Genomic DNA, 15,090 nt, shown 5'->3' with positions numbered 1-15,090 from the left:
ACGGGCTGGGGCTAGCCCATATCGGGGTTTGCACGAATGGTGGCGCGGGTTCGCACGGTCGCTTTCCAGGGCATCGAGGCCGTGCCGGTCGACGTGCAGGTGATGATCGCGCCCGGCAAGGTCAACATGCATATCGTCGGCCTGGCCGACAAGGCGGTGGCCGAAAGCCGCGAGCGGGTGCAAGCGGCACTGCATGCGTCGGGCCTGTCGATGCCGTCGAAGAAGGTCACCGTCAATCTTGCCCCGGCCGACCTGCCCAAGGAGGGCAGCCATTACGACCTGCCGATCGCACTTGGCCTGATGGCGGCGCTCGGCGCCATTCCGGGCGACATGCTGGCCGGCTACGTCGTGCTTGGCGAACTGTCGCTCGACGGCACGATTGCCGCGGTGGCCGGCGCCTTGCCAGCGGCAATCGGCGCCAACGTCGAGGGCAAGGGCCTGATCTGCCCGTTCGCCTGCGGGCCGGAAGCGGCCTGGGCCGGCAAGGATTTCGACATTCTGGCGCCGCGCAGCCTGATTGCGATCGCCAATCATTTCCGCGGCACGCAGGTGCTGTCTCGACCGGAGGCCGGCATCCACGCCTCGGCGCGCGACCTGCCCGACCTTGCCGACATCAAGGGCCAGGAAACCGCCAAGCGGGCGCTGGAAGTGGCGGCCGCCGGCGGGCACAACCTTTTAACATTGTGGCTAATTAAACTGCGTTCGACCAGACCACTCGTTAAACGCCAAGCGGCCCCGGAATGACCGCAATGCGGCCGACACCGGAATGGCAGCTTTGAGGGAGCGGAAGCGTAGAGCTTGCCCCCCGGTGTTGGTCCCAAATTGGACTTTGCAGCAGCTTTTGGTTTCGCGCTAAAATGGGAAAGGGTCTCGGCATATTGAGCCCGCAGGCGTGAGGCCAAGAATGCCTGGAACAGAATAGAGCCTGCCCGGGCCAAACCTTGGTTTGGTCGAACGCAACCCCGGAGCGAAAATGCGGACAAGAGACCGCTGCTCGTCCTGCATCAGGATGACGGCGAATACCCCCAGGTTTCGTTCTTGGCAGAGTTTGACGCATGAGGCGTAGTCAAGTGATTCATCCGCGCAGGCAGGGCCGCTATTCCCACCCTGCAAATATGGACACAGCCCAAGATCCGTCTCTTGATGCCAGCGATAAAGTTGCCGCGCCCCGGACGTAAAGCGGGTCGTTCCCTGTTGCTGCGCCTGTTGGGAGAGCAGAGCAAGGTTCGCTTCGCATTGGGCAAGCTCGCCAATCGCCCTTGTGGCAGCCGCTGACCACGATGCGCCTGCCGCAAACCCCATCGCCGGATACCGGCCGGAACTGTCGCTGGAGATTGCCGCAACGACTGGCACCCCCAAATCCAACGTAAGTCGCAGAAGCCGCAATTCGCGACCTCGGTGCCGAAGCCAATCCTCGTAAGAAGATACAGTGTCGCTTGCCATCGACTTCGGATCGATCCGAGGCAGGACAAGTCGATTGTACCACCAGATGGAGGTCGCATCCCGCTCTATCAGTTCGAAAAGTGCGCTCATCGCAGCGTCCTCAGGGTTGATGCCCAGCGCAAGTCCGTTCGAGTCGGCAGCCGGCAAAGATGATTCCTCGCCACCGGGATCATATCCGAGGAAACACAGCCCCGCGGGCACCCAGGCTTGCTCCGTACCGAGCTTGTCGTCGCTCAGGATCCAGTCTTCAGGCGCGGATCTATCCCAGCGGGCCGGAACCATGTTGCGGGGCAGTCGGTTCCCTGCCTCCCGCCGGTCATATTGCTCTTCGCTGAAAAGAAGGACGCCGGGCGGCTCGACGACCCGCCCATCAATCGCATTGGCACACGACCGGAGAATTCGCCCCTGGGGAATGATCTGGGCGAAGTAGGTCTCGTCCGCCTCATAAAGGCAGTCTTGCAGGGCCTGCTCGACTGTCGTGCCCCAACCAGACACGAAGTAAGCGCTCTCATCGCCATCCCTGGCGGCGCGAACGCGGCCGGCCGCAACAGTGAGAGGACAGCCGAGCAATGGGTCCGAGATCACCACCGGGCCATAAAGAAGACTTGACCCCACGCAGACCTCGAATGTGCGGATCTTTCGCATTGCGAGCGCTTCTGAACGGATTTCGCTCTGTCGTACGTCCGAAGCTCTTCGTGCAGCAGTTTACATGCTGCCATGCGCGATAGCATCATGCAAATGTGCTAAAGTACGTTCGGACGTCCGACCCGAGGTATGGATTGACCCCAAAGCCTGGATTGACCGCAAACAACGGCACCCTGAAGCGACGCCTGACTGCGATCGTGGTCGCCGATGTGGTCGGCTATTCGCAACAAATGGCGGAAGACGAGGAAGGCACGTTCACCCGCGTCCGGGCGCTGATGCACGACGAGGTCCCAGGCTACGTTCATCGGCATGACGGCCGCGTTGTCAAGAACACCGGCGACGGTGTCGTGGCGGAGTTCCTCAGCGCGGTCGAAGCGGTCCGGTGTGGCGTGGCTATCCAGGCCTATCTCGCAAGCCCCGAGCGATCGTCGCCCGGTCTGTTGCTTCGAATGGGCATAAATTTCGGCGATATTATCGTCGACGGCGACGGAGACGTGTTCGGCGACGGTGTAAACGTGGCTGCACGCCTTGAACAGATCGCGGCCCCCGGAGGCATTTGCCTTTCGGCAAAAGTGCATGAGGAGGTCCGCGCGGGGCTGCAATTGCCCTTCGAATATTGCGGCGAGTTTCAGCTCAAGAACATCCCCCGACCCGTGGCAGTCTACTCGCTTATTCACAGACCCGACGGCCCCTCTCCGAGGATCGGCGCCGAGACGTCGGGCTCGAACACGCCATCGATCCTGGTCCGCCCATTTGTCAGCACCGGCGGCGTGGAACCCTATTTCAGCGAAGGGTTCACGGAAGACGTCATCACCGAGCTGACGCGGTTCACGCAGCTGTCCGTCGCGTCATATCATACCTCGTTGCGGCTCAAGGATGTGGAACTGCCGAAGCTGGTCTCGGATATCGGGCTCGATTTCGAGCTTGCGGGGCGAATCCGCAGGATGGGGAAGCGTATCCGCCTGTCGTGCGAACTGGTTGACGCGACGTCCGGCGGTGACGTTTGGGCCGAGCATTATGACAGCGACGATCAGGACATATTCGAAGTGCAGGACGAACTGGTCCGCAAGATCGTGGGCACGGTTATCGGGCGCCTCAAGGCAGCGGGTGCGGAGAAGGCGCGGCGCAAGCCGCCGGCCAACCTGGCGGCCTATGAGTGCGTGCTGCGCGGCAATGCCCTGCCGCTGGGCGACCTAGCGTGCGAAGCGGAAGCCAGGCAATGGTATCAGCGCGCCATCGACCTCGATCCGACCTATGGGCGTGCCTACGCCAAGCTGGCTCACTACAAGCAGCTGGAATGGTTTCGCGACATGGGATCTTCCGATGCCCTGCTCGAAGAGGCGCATGCAATAGCCAAGAAGGCAGTGGCGCTCTCCGCCAACGATCCGGTCTGCCTCAACATTCTCGGCTGGGTGCTGCTGCACTTGCGAGACTTCGACGTCGCCGCGCAACTCTACGCACGGGCCCTCTACCTCAATCCGAACGATCCCGAACAGGTATCCTATCTCGGTACCCTCTACACATTTGGCGGCGAGCCGGATCGCGCCATGCAATGGTTCGAGCGGGCGCAGGTGCTCGATCCACTCTACGAACCATCCTGGTATTGGCCGTTTCGCGGCATCGTCCACTTCATTGCGGGCCGGCCCGAGTCGGCATTGGTCGCTTTGAGCCGTTCGTCGACGATGCCGGCATGGGTTACCGCCTACATGGCCGCTTCGAGCTCGGCGCTTGGCCGGGACAGCGACGCAAAGTCGTATGCGGCTCGCGTGTTGGCGGGTACGCCCAGCTTTTCTTGCCGTCGATTCGTGTCCAAGGAGCCTTATCGGCTGGAGGAGGATCGGGCCACGCTGTTCAAGGGGCTGCTCGCCGCAGGGCTGCCGGACTGAAATTGACGTTTGCTATCGGCAGCCGAAAAGGACCGCGGACGCAAGCTCTTCATGATAGTGCCGACCCTGTGCGTTGTTGTGGTACTTCCCCAGGTAATCCAGCAGGTCCTCTCGCGCACCACCTACCCTGTGGACAGAGCCATAATGTCACCAAGCCCAAAATTTGGGTCACATGATGGAGCGGTTCGGATAATCGCGGGGCTGACCGAAACCGCAATGGGATCAACAACTTGGGCTCGCTCGGTGCGTAGTAGATGTAGCGGACGATGTCCCAAGGTCCCACAATTTGTGCAGAGCATAGCTACTCGCCGCAAGACGGCCGCAACGATCCCTCAATCGCAGGATATCCGGCGAGATCTGCCGGTCATGGAAGGAATAGTTCAACCGTGCCCGATTAACGGCAATCAACCTGCATCCCGAAACAAACCAATTGACGCTGGCAGTTCAGCAGCGCTCGGAAATACCTTAGCAACAGTCCGGTCGGGAAGGCGAAGATGCTCAATTAACGCGGCCTTGATTATTGCTCGCAGATCGGTCGTAGCGGCAAGATCGGTTCCGCCGCGAAGTTGGCTGGGTGCCAGCCCAGGCCACTGATTGCCGACTCGGCCGCCGGCAACGGCACCGCCCATCAGGAACGTGACGCTGGCCGTCCCGTGATCGGTTCCGCCGTCTGCGTTGAATGGCACTGCACGGCCGAACTCAGTCACGACCAAGACAACTGTTCTGTTCCAGGCCGTTCCAGACGCTTCGGCGAACGAAACGAGCCCGTCTGCCAGGGCCTTCAATGCTCGCGCCAGACGCACGCCCTGGCTGATGTGCGTATCGAACCCAGGCAATTCGAGCGTTGCGATCCGAGGACCGCCCTCCGTTGCCAGCACCTGTGCCGCACGGGTCGCCGCGCAAGTGAACCTGGCCGCTTGGCATAAGCTTCGCTGCGCGAGCGGATCTTCCACACATTTCGATCCGCCCACCTGTGCTTGCTCAGGGGAAAGCAGGGCCAAGTCCAGCAGCGGATTGCCCCACGCCAAATCCGATATGAGATCGATGGATCGGTCGGCCGGACCGATCCGCCATGGTTCCGTCCCTAAGGCGAGCGAGGCCAGTCTGGGCCAGCCGGTGAGGCCGTCAAAGTCGCTCCCGAACAAAGCAAATTCCGAGGCTGCATGAGATCTTTCCACTCCCGCAATGGCCGTCCCTGGGACGATCAGCAACTCCCCGGCATTAAAATAGGGCAGAAGCGGCGCCAGTGCTGGATGAAGCGCAAAAAATCCGTCCAGCTTGAGTGTTTCGGTCGCCCCCTCCTCATTCACAAGCGCCTGAGCTTCGCGCAGGGTTAGCAATTCAGGATCCCCAAACGGAGGGATCGCAGCAACGCAATCGAGTCCACCCCGGAGAAATACCAACAGGAGTTTTGGCTCGCATGCCGCCGGTCTAGCCCTTGCCGCGATTGGACGAAGCATGGAGGATAGTAGAATCCCTTGCAGGGCTGCCCTTCGGGTCAGTTGCATTTTGGGTGCTTTGGTGTGGTAGCGTCCGACTTGCCCGCAGTCACGAACGCAACTGTGTCCGCGTCAGGATAGGTACTATCCGTAGGGTCGCCTGGCGACACTGACCCGCGAACCAGCAAACCAGCCAGAATTGGTGCAGCGAATGAAGTTCCCCAACACACATTCTGTTGCGGATTATTTGAATCATCCGACAGCCACAAGGACCGCACCTCGACGCCAGGTTCTGCAAACGAAGCGCCGAATGCACTGCCTTGCCACAGCTTGTCGGACCACTTCATAGTCATTGGATCATATTTACTGTCAGCCGCAGAAACACTATATATTGCCCCAGGACTGACCGGCGAAGTATACGGTGCAGAATTTGCCGGCGTGAACCCTTGGGCCCACGACCATCCGCCATTTGCTCGCTCCGCATTTCCTGCCGCCACAACAATTTGTAGTTTCCGATCCGCCATCAAATGAAATAGCATATCTAACAAAGTTATATCATTGCTGTATCCGCCAGTCCTTGCACTCTCAAGAGAGTTAGCTCCCCAGCTTATGTTTACAACGTCACCAGCTTTGGCGTGATCCAAGACGTATCTTATTGCTTTGACAGGTTGGTCCCAGACGCTTACAGTTACATCATCACCAAATATTTTAATGATATTCAGAGATACCTTGGGGCTAACCCCTGCCAGTCCTGTGTAGTGCGACGATCCGTCTTTAAAAGTCCTTCCTCCAATGATACCTGCGACCATGGTTCCGTGTCCCAGCTCATCATCCACGGCCCCCATCACGCAACTGCTTTGCGTACAGTCGACCTTTGTCGCCACATTCAGAAGATTTGAACTGACCGCAACCGGGTCAACTCCGCTGTCTAGCACCCACACCTCGGGGCCGTATGTACTTTCCGCCGGTGACCCGACCACACGGCAGACGTTTGCGGGAACGTCCTGGATAGTGGTGGTGGTATCCTTTTTGATTATCCTCGGATTATTTTTGCATCTAGCTGCGTCAAAGAGGGTAACAGAAAATGGATCTGCAAGTTCAAAGCCTTGAGATTCAAGCTCTTTAACTCTTGTTTCCGTAATTTTTAGCGTTAAAAAGCTTTTACCTATTTCGGGAAAATCTACCGAAATCACTTCCTTTTTGTCAGTTTTCTGAATTTCTGCTTTAAAATCCGCCGAGTTGTTCGAGTTCATAGGCATGTCGCCGTAAGGCGCAATAAATGTCGCGGCGATCTCATTTGCAGGCATCTCGTCTGCCAATGACGATCTCTGAGTGGCAGCCAATGCCAAGACGCTCACGATAAGAACAGCACGGAACTGTAGAACGACCACAGCAAGCCTCCTACGTCTACGGAAACAGCATGCCCCCAAAGGCAGTGCGCTGTCTATAAGAACATGAATTGGGCGTTGTTCCACATCGAGAGCTATCTTGCGGTAGCTGCGAAACGCGCATACGCTCACAGATGGTCCTGTGTCGAGAAGCATGCGATGCCCAGAGCGAATCTCAGGAAGGGTCGACAAGCGCGGGAAATCGGCGCGGCCATTGTCGAGACGTGGCTCAAACTCCTGCCTACGCCGGCCACCATCTTGTCGGTCGATAGTACGGTTGGAAACCAACTGAAGATTACAATAAATCGCCAAATATTCACAGCTGCCGGCCAAAGTATCAACCTTCGCGACAGCGGTGGTAGTACTACGACTAACCTCAAGGTCGGAACCCCAAGCGCGGTGGCGGACTTTAAGCAGCAACTGCTGATATTCCTTGCCGACGGAGCCACTGCTTTTCCAACGGCGGGCGATTTCACGAACGGGTTGGCCTTTTCTAATGTCGGCAGCCCCAGTTCTCATTTGAAAGCCGAACTTACGGCCGTTTTGAACCAAATCGTCGATGGGGTGACGGTGGAACCTGAATTCGACGAGGCGGGAAAAATCTACGTCGTGGTACCGCAGATACCGGAAGACATCCTTATCAGGGCCGACCTGCTCGACTACTTGGAAAAATACCATAGATTTGGACAGGGGCGACATTATCATGACGAGCTTGGCGCGGCGGTGCTGTTTGGCTGTAGGTAGCCGGACTTAACCCGGCAAGGCACATCCCATGGAGCACCTTATTGCGGTCCGGCTCCAGCTAGTAGGGCTCCTTGGTCGCGAAGCGTAGTACAGAAAATCTAGGGGCGCTTTGCAACGTGTTGAGGGGCTGCGCCATCCTAGCCGCGGGCGGTAGCGCTATTTGGCTTGGCCATCGGAATTCGAACAATTTTGCACTGCCCGTATGCTTCGCCATCTCAGAAGAATTTATCGCCGCTTCATCAACAGCCCCTGGGCTGTTGGCTCTGCAACGTTCATGGTGCTGTTCGCGGGGAAACAACCTGCAGCGACGGCGCGCATTCCAGCTCGGCAAGCGCGGTGCTTGCTCGCACCACGGCGGCGTCGGCATGCGCGGCGGAACAATACCGCTTGTGCTTAGCTTGGCCGGCGGACTGTTCGTCAGCATCCGGCGGGCCGCCCGGCGGCATGAACGAACTTTTGAGGCGCTCGACAACTTGGACCAAGTTATCGACGCAGCCGACAGTGCCTTGAAACATGGCTACTCCCAGCAATCGGCCAACGGGGGTCTTTGGCCAATGACAAGATCACGACCGCCAACGGTCGCCGATCGGCCGAGTATGTCCGCGATCAGTTGAAGCGGGCAGACAAGCGGCGCCGAGAACAACAGCGGTCATAGCTTGGCACCGGACGGTAGGCGCATTGGCAGACATTGTTGACATTTTCGGTCTTCCGCTTCCGGCCAACATCAGACGTTACCATAGCCTTGTGCTCAGCGTCGGCTCATGGCGCGACCACGACTCCGCAGCTCGCCAATGTCCGAAATGAGGCGGTGCAAAGCCGCCGCTCCTTCCGAGTGAAACTGGAACGGTATTCCGTGTCAAAGGCGACCCTTGCCGGCGGACGATTCATGTTGGTGTTGTGGCTAATTAAACCACGCTGTCTCCGTTCACCGGAGTGGGCCGCTTATTGACCAACAGGTCCCGGCAAGTCGTGTGGGATACTGCCCTTCATGCGGTATTTGACGGTTCGGGACCATTGGCGCACCGAAACTTGGCTGTATCGGGATTGACTTAATTAGGAGGCTTCGCTCTTCGTGTTTAACATCAATATCGAGAGGCATTGGGAGCGCCTGGTGACTGAAAGTTCAGAGCTCGAAAAAGTTGAACGGCTGGTCGCACAGCTCGAGGATGCTCTGGATAGCGAGGGCGGAGAGAAGGACGCTCGCGGAATTCTGCGTCAGATCCTAGTCGCGCGGCTGCCAAACCCGCCCGAAGGCGGCAGCATCGCTGACGCGATCGATGCCCTGTCGGCGCAGGGCGACACCATGCAATCTCTTGAGGCCGCGACTCTATTGCGCTGCATGGCTCGCGACGCCATGGTTAGCAGTACGCGCGAGGCATCCATTGACCGCCCTGCGGTGACAATCATTGAGCGTACCCTTCCCGAAATCGCGAGTCTTAGCGGCGCTATTCAGAAGCGACAAACCTATGAGAAATACGAGGTACTCAAGGCCGTTCACGGACGCGTTGAGGAAGCTCTGGCGCCGTTCGTCAATCTGCCGGCCGATCTCGACGCGGTTCTAGGCGCTCGCCAACTGCTGGCGCGGACGCTGAACAGTCCGATGGTAAAGGCCTATTGCGCGCCGTCGCACCTTTCTCAGATCCGGGCCGGGTTTGAGGTCGTCAACAACAAGATAGCACGCCTGCTCAAAGACACGGCCAGCCTGCCGGCAAACATGATGGACTGCAAGCAAGCGATCGGGGATCAGCTCGCGTATTGCGAAGCCCATTCCAATTTTTTGACCAAACGGTATTTCGCACCCTACCTCGGGATCGCCGACGTGGCGCTGGAGAAGTTCCTCAGCTCCGTTCGCGGACGCTTCAAGGCTCAGATCGTCCCTCGTCTGAGCGAGGGCGGCGTATTGCAAAAGCGCTACCCCTTCCGTGAGGCGGGCCGCCAGATCAAGCTTTCAATCCCCTTGAGAAATCACGGGCCCGGGATAGCTTCGAACGTTTCGGTTCGGATCGAGGCTGATCCCGAACATTTCCTGTTCGCAAACGAGGAGCTGTTACTTGGGAGCGTCGCCTCCGGGGACTTCTCGGCCGTGTTCAACGGCGAGGTGATGACGGGAACCGATGGCGTCGTATTCCTGGTATCAGTCAAATGGGACGAGACCGGGGGTCAAGAGCGCCAGGAACTCGAGTTTATGGCGACGGCAAACGCTCAGCGCGGTGATATCGACTGGCAGGCTCAGACGTACCGGCGGCCATATAGCACCGACGTCGCAAAGGGCGACACCTTTGTGGGGCGCGTCGACAAGGTGCAGGCGCTCGGCAACAAGATGCTCCGGGCTCCCATGGAATCTTTTTATGTCACCGGCCAGAAGCGGGTTGGGAAAACATCACTTGCCCTGGCGGCGGTTGCGTTCGCGAAGGAGCACTCGGCCGCGCCAGGGATCGAATCGAAGTATCTACTTTGGGGTGCCATCGCCAACGCCGACCCGGTGGCCTCGCTGCGCGAACTGGGCACGCACATCGCCGAGTTCATGATTGATAGTTTCCCGGATGGAGTGCAGGTGCCCGCACTCAGTTTCGACGGTAGCATCGCCGCGCTCACTCGGCTCGCCGATATCGCTGCAAAGGTTCGTCCCGGACTGAAATATGTGATCGTCATTGACGAGTTCGACGAGATCCACCCTGAGCTATACCAGCACGGCAATCTTGCAGAGACGTTTTTCGCCAACATCCGCGCCCTAACGACCTGCGAGAACGTCTGCCTGATACTCGTCGGCGGCGAGAACATGCCGTTCGTAATGGATCGGCAAGGCCAGAAGCTGAACAAGTTTGTCCGCGTTCCACTGGATTATTTCTCGCGTGATTCCGAGTGGGAAGACTTTCGGCTTTTGGTTCAGACGCCCAGCGCCAACGTGCTTGAATGGCATGAAGACGCGATTGCCGAAGTGTTCAACGTTACCAAAGGAAATCCTTTCTTCGCCAAGATCGCGTGTGCCGCGGTGTTTGAGGATTGCGTTCGCGGGCGCGACTCGGACGTTACAGGGCAGGAGGTCCGTTCTGCCATCGCGGCCCAGGTGCCAACTTTCGACACCAATGCGTTTGCACATCTCTGGCAGGATGGCATCCATAAGCCGGTCAGCGAACGCGAGCCGGACATCCTGCGCCGCTGCCGAACCCTGGTGCTTGTGGCCCGTACGGCACGACGCAACCTGCCGATCACCATCGAAAATCTGCTGGCGCAAAAGCATGGACTGATGCTCCCGGACACCGAGATCGTGCCTGTGCTGCACAATTTCGTTGGCCGAGCGGTGCTACGCGAAAATCAGGGACAATACACTTTCGTGCTGCCAATCTTCCGCGCCTGGCTAGTGGAAGTCGGTGGCAGTCGGCTAATTGCGGACGCCCTAGGCGAAGAATTGGCGCGCCACGTCCAGGTCGCCGAGGACGAGGCTTTTGTCCAGTCCAACGAGATCGCAGCGTTGGTTAGAGGTTGGCCTACCTATCAAGGACGCGAAATCACGAGCGATGAAGTGCGCGCCTGGTTCGAACAGGTCGAAGGACATCGCCAGCAGCGGCTATTATTCAAGCTACTGCAGAGCCTGCGCTTCTACAGTGACGTAGAAATCCGAGAAGCGCTAAGAACTCTACACAATTTTATTCGGCCATCGCTTCCGACATTTGTGATCCGCAAGCGCACCGATCGCCGGTCGGACGTGCTGCTCACCTATGCTGACGGTGAAGGCAAGAGCGGCCAGTTCTATACCTCACGTTATGCAGAGACGAACGGGCTCGCTGCGAAGAGCATCGTCGCTCCTTTCCATTTCTCCGAACAGGTGCGAGAGAAGATGGAAGCCGGACTACGGCCAGCGGCCTTGCTTTTCCTAGACGATTTGGTTGCAACCGGTCGCTCGCTTGCTAAGAACTTGAGCCGTTTCGTAAGCGCGAACGAGGCTTTGCTGCGAGAGCTGAGCATCCCTGTGACTGCAATGGCGCTAGCGGTGACGCCCGACGGCGACGAGATGGTCCGTGAAGCCATGGGCGTCTTTGACTGGCTGCAGTTCGACTTGCGTTACGTCGATATCGTGGGGCCGCGAGAGAAAGCCTTCGCCGAAGGCCTGGGTATTTGGGCAAGCCAGGATGAGAAGGAGCGGGCCAAAACGCTTTGCCGTGATCTCGGCGCGTTAATCTACCCGCAGAACCCGTTAGGCTTCGGCGATCAAGGCCTACTTGTCACCTTCCCGGTGAATTGTCCCAACAACACGCTACCGATCCTGCAGTCGCCGTCGCGCACAGACGCGAACCGACCCTGGCATCCCCTATTCCCGCGGGTGACCCACTAGCGATGTCGACTTTCTAGCCATACTTGCACCCGAAGGTCGTCGGCTCGCTCGGGGTGAGCGCGCGCGGTCCGACATGTGCTTCGTGAAAATGCTGCCGGACATGCACGAGATGGTGGCCAAACACTATGGCCGCTTCTTGCCCAGGCGGCGCTGGGGCACGGATTCTCAGGTATCGGAGGCTGCGTGACCCGGCGGCCTACCCCTGCTGGTGGTGTGGCTAATTAAGCGGAAAGCCCTTTCCACTCGGCTGTGACCCCGGTACCGACCAACGTGCCGGAAAGCGGACCTCCTGCTCTCGACCAGAGTTGCCTTTTACGCGTCGCGCCTCAATTGTCCAGCTCGCGTAGAAGCAGCCATCCGACTTCCAAGCGCGTCGAAACAGCTTCGGCCCGGCCCCAGATGCCGAGCCGAGCAGAAAAGTATCATTCTTCCTCGGAGAACGAAGATGCCTCGATCAGGGCCTCGACCACGATCTGGAGCCACAGCGCCTTGACCTGGTTCTCAACCTTCGCGGCTGTCGCACGGGCATCGGTGTCCGTGTCGAAATGATCTTGGAATTCCTGGGAGACATCGACCCGGTAGCCGCCGCCCGCGCCGTAGCGGTTGTAACAGGTCTGCCACAGTGCGCCGGCCTGACTCTGCAGATGAGGCGCATACAGCATGCGGCCTGCAAGCGCGACGCGCGACAAGACCTCCTTATGCCACTCCTGCAACTCTTCGCGCAGGTTCTCAAGGAACTGCCCGACGTCGGCGAGATGCCCGAATTCGTCATTCAGTCCTTCGATCGCTTCATCGATCCGAACGAAGATTTCTTTCGTCCGAAGGTTGACGTCGCGCCGTACACCCTGACCGAGGATATGCGCGGCGTTGAACTGCGGCCAGTCGCCGTGCCGGCTAACCGAAGCTGCGACCGAACTCTGGTGCGTATTCTTGACCTCAGCGACAAGATTCGACGCGGCCGGACGCATAACCGGCGGCAACTCGCGGAAACGGTTGGCGGCCTTGCGCATGGTATCCGCGATAGCCGTACGGGCTTCCCGGGTTTTCGCGACATCAGCGTTGGTGACGAGCGTCTCCGCTGCCTCGACGTGGCGCTGGATGCGGGCTACCTTTGCGGCGCGGATCGCGCTGACGCGCTCAATCAGCCAAGTCCATATCAGTTCCGGAGAGTCTGCTTCGACGTGGAAGAAATTCACGGGGACCGCAGTAAGGCCCTCCGTTGCAAACTGCTGATCGATCTGAGCCTCGCGTATTGCGTAGCCCTCCTCGGCCGAACCAGGGCGATTGCCCATGTCGTCGATTATTTTCAGCGCCTCATCGTTGCGCGGCAGCGCGAGGAGGCAGATACGTTCGTCGTCGATCGCACCAATGCCCGCATCGACCGTGTTGCGCATGATCGACAGCGGTACGTTGCCTGGCGCGTCGGAGAAGGAGCAACACAGCACCGTGACTGTGCGCTCGTCCTCGATACGCTTCATCAGGTCCGCGCGCTGGGTCGTTCCCTCCACGCCTTTGGTGTCGATTACGCTCAACGCGTAGGGAGTCTCGCGCAACGCCTCGAGCGGCAGCAGCACGGTGATACGCTCCGGCACCGAAAAATCGGGATGCTGGCCATAATTGATGCGGCTAATGTTTTTCGACAGCCAATCCATGCTGTCCTCGACCTCCTTTGACAGGATAATCTGGGTACCGGTCCGGCTCTCCAGCTTCATCCGTGCCACTACCTCGGCGATAGCGATATCGACGTCGCCAAGGCGGTCGATGAGCTCCTTCAGGTGGTCGATGGTGGTGGGTTTCTCCCCTGGCTTGCGTGAGCGCACCGTCACCCGGCGAACGTCGGCCATGTTGCGAATGACCCGGTCCAGTTCGCTCGGGAGCCCGCCCATGCCCGACGCCACGCCATTGACCAAGTCGGAGACCAGCATCCGAATCTCGTCCTCGTCCAAGCTATCGACGGCGATCCCGAAGGCGGGTGCAATCTTGATGGCGACCTCGCAGACAGTCGTGCGGCCACTGCCAGTCGGGAAGACGCTCGTCTTCTTCTCGCCATCGGGCACCAGAAGGTTCGTGACGAACGATAGCGCCGTCGTCTTGCCGACACCGATCTCGCCCATGAACGCGATCCCGTGTTCCGTATGGCGGATGAAATCGACGTCGTTGGACAAACGCTTGCGGAGGTTAGTCAGCGGGTTCTGCAGGATTTGATCGAAATCGTCGCTCTTCTCAAAGGCCTCAAGAGTCTGGAGTGCCTGTTCCGCAGCCCAAATGGCTTCGCGCTCGGGGTGCCGGAAATCCGGTCGGTCGAGATGAAGCCATTTGCGTGCGAAAAATTCGACGATCTCCTTGCCGAGCGGCGTCCCCAACGCATCAAGGTACCGCTTCGCCATCTTCGCGTCAGCGGATTCAGACGTCTCTAGTCGCGACAGGACGCTGGGGCTGATGCCAAGCGATGCCGCCAAGTCGGCTTGACGGATTTTGGAATCGTCGCGCGCCATGCGCAACAGAGAAGTCGGAATTTGATCATCCACGAGAGCGATCCTTTTCGCATGAGAGGTTGCGTTCCCTTCTATGGCGAAGCCTAGTAGAATGCAACCGCAAAATAGTTGAGATAGGTTTGAATGCATTCATCAGCGTTCGTTTTTCATTCCGCACGCTTTCTCGCACGACCGTTGAGCGACGCCGCCAATTGCTGGCCGTATCAGCTTCCGGCTCTGCCTAGGCCTCGGCCCACTAGCTGTCGAAACGGAAAGCGCATCGATGGCTACTTTGGGCGCGACCCTAAGATTAGGCTTTCAACAATCGGCCTGCCCAAATACAGTCGGCATCTATGCGGATGCCAGTGGTCGACATTCCAATCCGGAGAACCAAGTGCCAAAAGTATCGATAATCGCCGATTCAGAGTTTGTAGGCGCATTGGCGGATGACCACGAACTGCCCCTTACGCAACGCGAGCGCGTCCGCGGAACCGTGACCGAGAGCGAACGACTTGGTTTCGAGCTCGGCAGCGTAGAAACCATGATCGGTTACATCGCCGCAGGCATCGAGTTGATCGTAATCGCGCGGCACCTACTCGCAGCGGCCCGACACTCTAGCAAGCCTAAGCTAGAGATCGCATCACCGACCGGTCGGGTCTCTGTCGATCTCGATGGCAAGACGGACTACGAGGTCGCCGAACTAATCAAGGCTGCGCTCCCGTTCACGCGTTGAGATGA

At 58.8% G+C, this 15,090-nt stretch carries 9 protein-coding genes and 1 pseudogene; 5 read left to right on the top strand and 5 right to left on the bottom strand.

Annotation, left to right across the window (positions count from 1 at the left end):
* Positions 1-36: 36 nt before the first annotated feature.
* Positions 37-678: pseudogene (locus AC1D2G_RS03080) on the top strand (magnesium chelatase domain-containing protein); the annotation flags it as partial.
* Positions 679-852: 174 nt separating this feature from the next.
* Here the strand turns inward: AC1D2G_RS03080 and AC1D2G_RS03075 are convergent.
* Complete coding sequence (locus tag AC1D2G_RS03075; protein WP_477411940.1) at positions 853-2,088, bottom strand: YcaO-like family protein; 1,236 nt, start codon at positions 2,086-2,088, stop codon at positions 853-855.
* 152 nt (positions 2,089-2,240) lie between these two features.
* Between AC1D2G_RS03075 and AC1D2G_RS03070 the strand changes: the two genes are divergently transcribed.
* Positions 2,241-3,974 carry an adenylate/guanylate cyclase domain-containing protein gene (locus AC1D2G_RS03070; protein WP_477411938.1) on the top strand — a complete coding sequence of 578 codons (1,734 nt, stop codon included), beginning with the start codon at positions 2,241-2,243 and terminating at the stop codon, positions 3,972-3,974.
* 404 nt (positions 3,975-4,378) lie between these two features.
* Here AC1D2G_RS03070 and AC1D2G_RS03065 read toward each other — a convergent pair whose 3' ends face one another.
* Both AC1D2G_RS03065 and AC1D2G_RS03060 read right to left on the bottom strand, forming a co-directional pair.
* Positions 4,379-5,314 carry a DUF1501 domain-containing protein gene (locus AC1D2G_RS03065; RefSeq protein WP_477411936.1) on the bottom strand — a complete coding sequence of 312 codons (936 nt, stop codon included), beginning with the start codon at positions 5,312-5,314 and terminating at the stop codon, positions 4,379-4,381.
* Between the two features lie 158 nt (positions 5,315-5,472).
* Positions 5,473-6,732: a S8 family peptidase gene (locus AC1D2G_RS03060; protein WP_477411934.1), complete on the bottom strand. Its 1,260-nt coding sequence runs from the start codon at positions 6,730-6,732 to the stop codon at positions 5,473-5,475.
* Between the two features lie 228 nt (positions 6,733-6,960).
* Here AC1D2G_RS03060 and AC1D2G_RS03055 point away from each other — a divergent pair, with 228 nt between their 5' ends.
* Positions 6,961-7,545 carry a hypothetical protein gene (locus AC1D2G_RS03055; protein ID WP_477411932.1) on the top strand — a complete coding sequence of 195 codons (585 nt, stop codon included), beginning with the start codon at positions 6,961-6,963 and terminating at the stop codon, positions 7,543-7,545.
* Between the two features lie 272 nt (positions 7,546-7,817).
* Here AC1D2G_RS03055 and AC1D2G_RS03050 read toward each other — a convergent pair whose 3' ends face one another.
* Entirely contained in the window at positions 7,818-8,060 is a 243-nt protein-coding gene (locus AC1D2G_RS03050; protein WP_477411930.1) for a hypothetical protein, read from the bottom strand.
* Positions 8,061-8,617: 557 nt separating this feature from the next.
* Here AC1D2G_RS03050 and AC1D2G_RS03045 point away from each other — a divergent pair.
* Positions 8,618-11,878, top strand: coding sequence for a phosphoribosyltransferase-like protein (locus AC1D2G_RS03045; RefSeq protein WP_477411928.1), 3,261 nt, complete (start codon positions 8,618-8,620; stop codon positions 11,876-11,878).
* A 422-nt stretch (positions 11,879-12,300) separates the two neighbouring features.
* Here the strand turns inward: AC1D2G_RS03045 and AC1D2G_RS03040 are convergent, their stop codons facing one another.
* Positions 12,301-14,406, bottom strand: a complete 2,106-nt coding sequence (locus AC1D2G_RS03040; RefSeq protein ID WP_477411926.1) for a helix-turn-helix domain-containing protein — start codon at positions 14,404-14,406, stop codon at positions 12,301-12,303.
* A gap of 229 nt (positions 14,407-14,635) precedes the next feature.
* On the opposite strand from AC1D2G_RS03040, the gene AC1D2G_RS03035 reads away from it, so the two are divergent.
* Positions 14,636-15,085 carry a hypothetical protein gene (locus AC1D2G_RS03035; protein WP_477411924.1) on the top strand — a complete coding sequence of 150 codons (450 nt, stop codon included), beginning with the start codon at positions 14,636-14,638 and terminating at the stop codon, positions 15,083-15,085.
* Positions 15,086-15,090: the final 5 nt, after the last annotated feature.

Source organism: Mesorhizobium sp. P2_C7, assembly GCF_056404515.1.
Note: the sequence above shows the minus strand (reverse complement) of the source record. Positions and strands in the feature narration are given on the sequence as shown.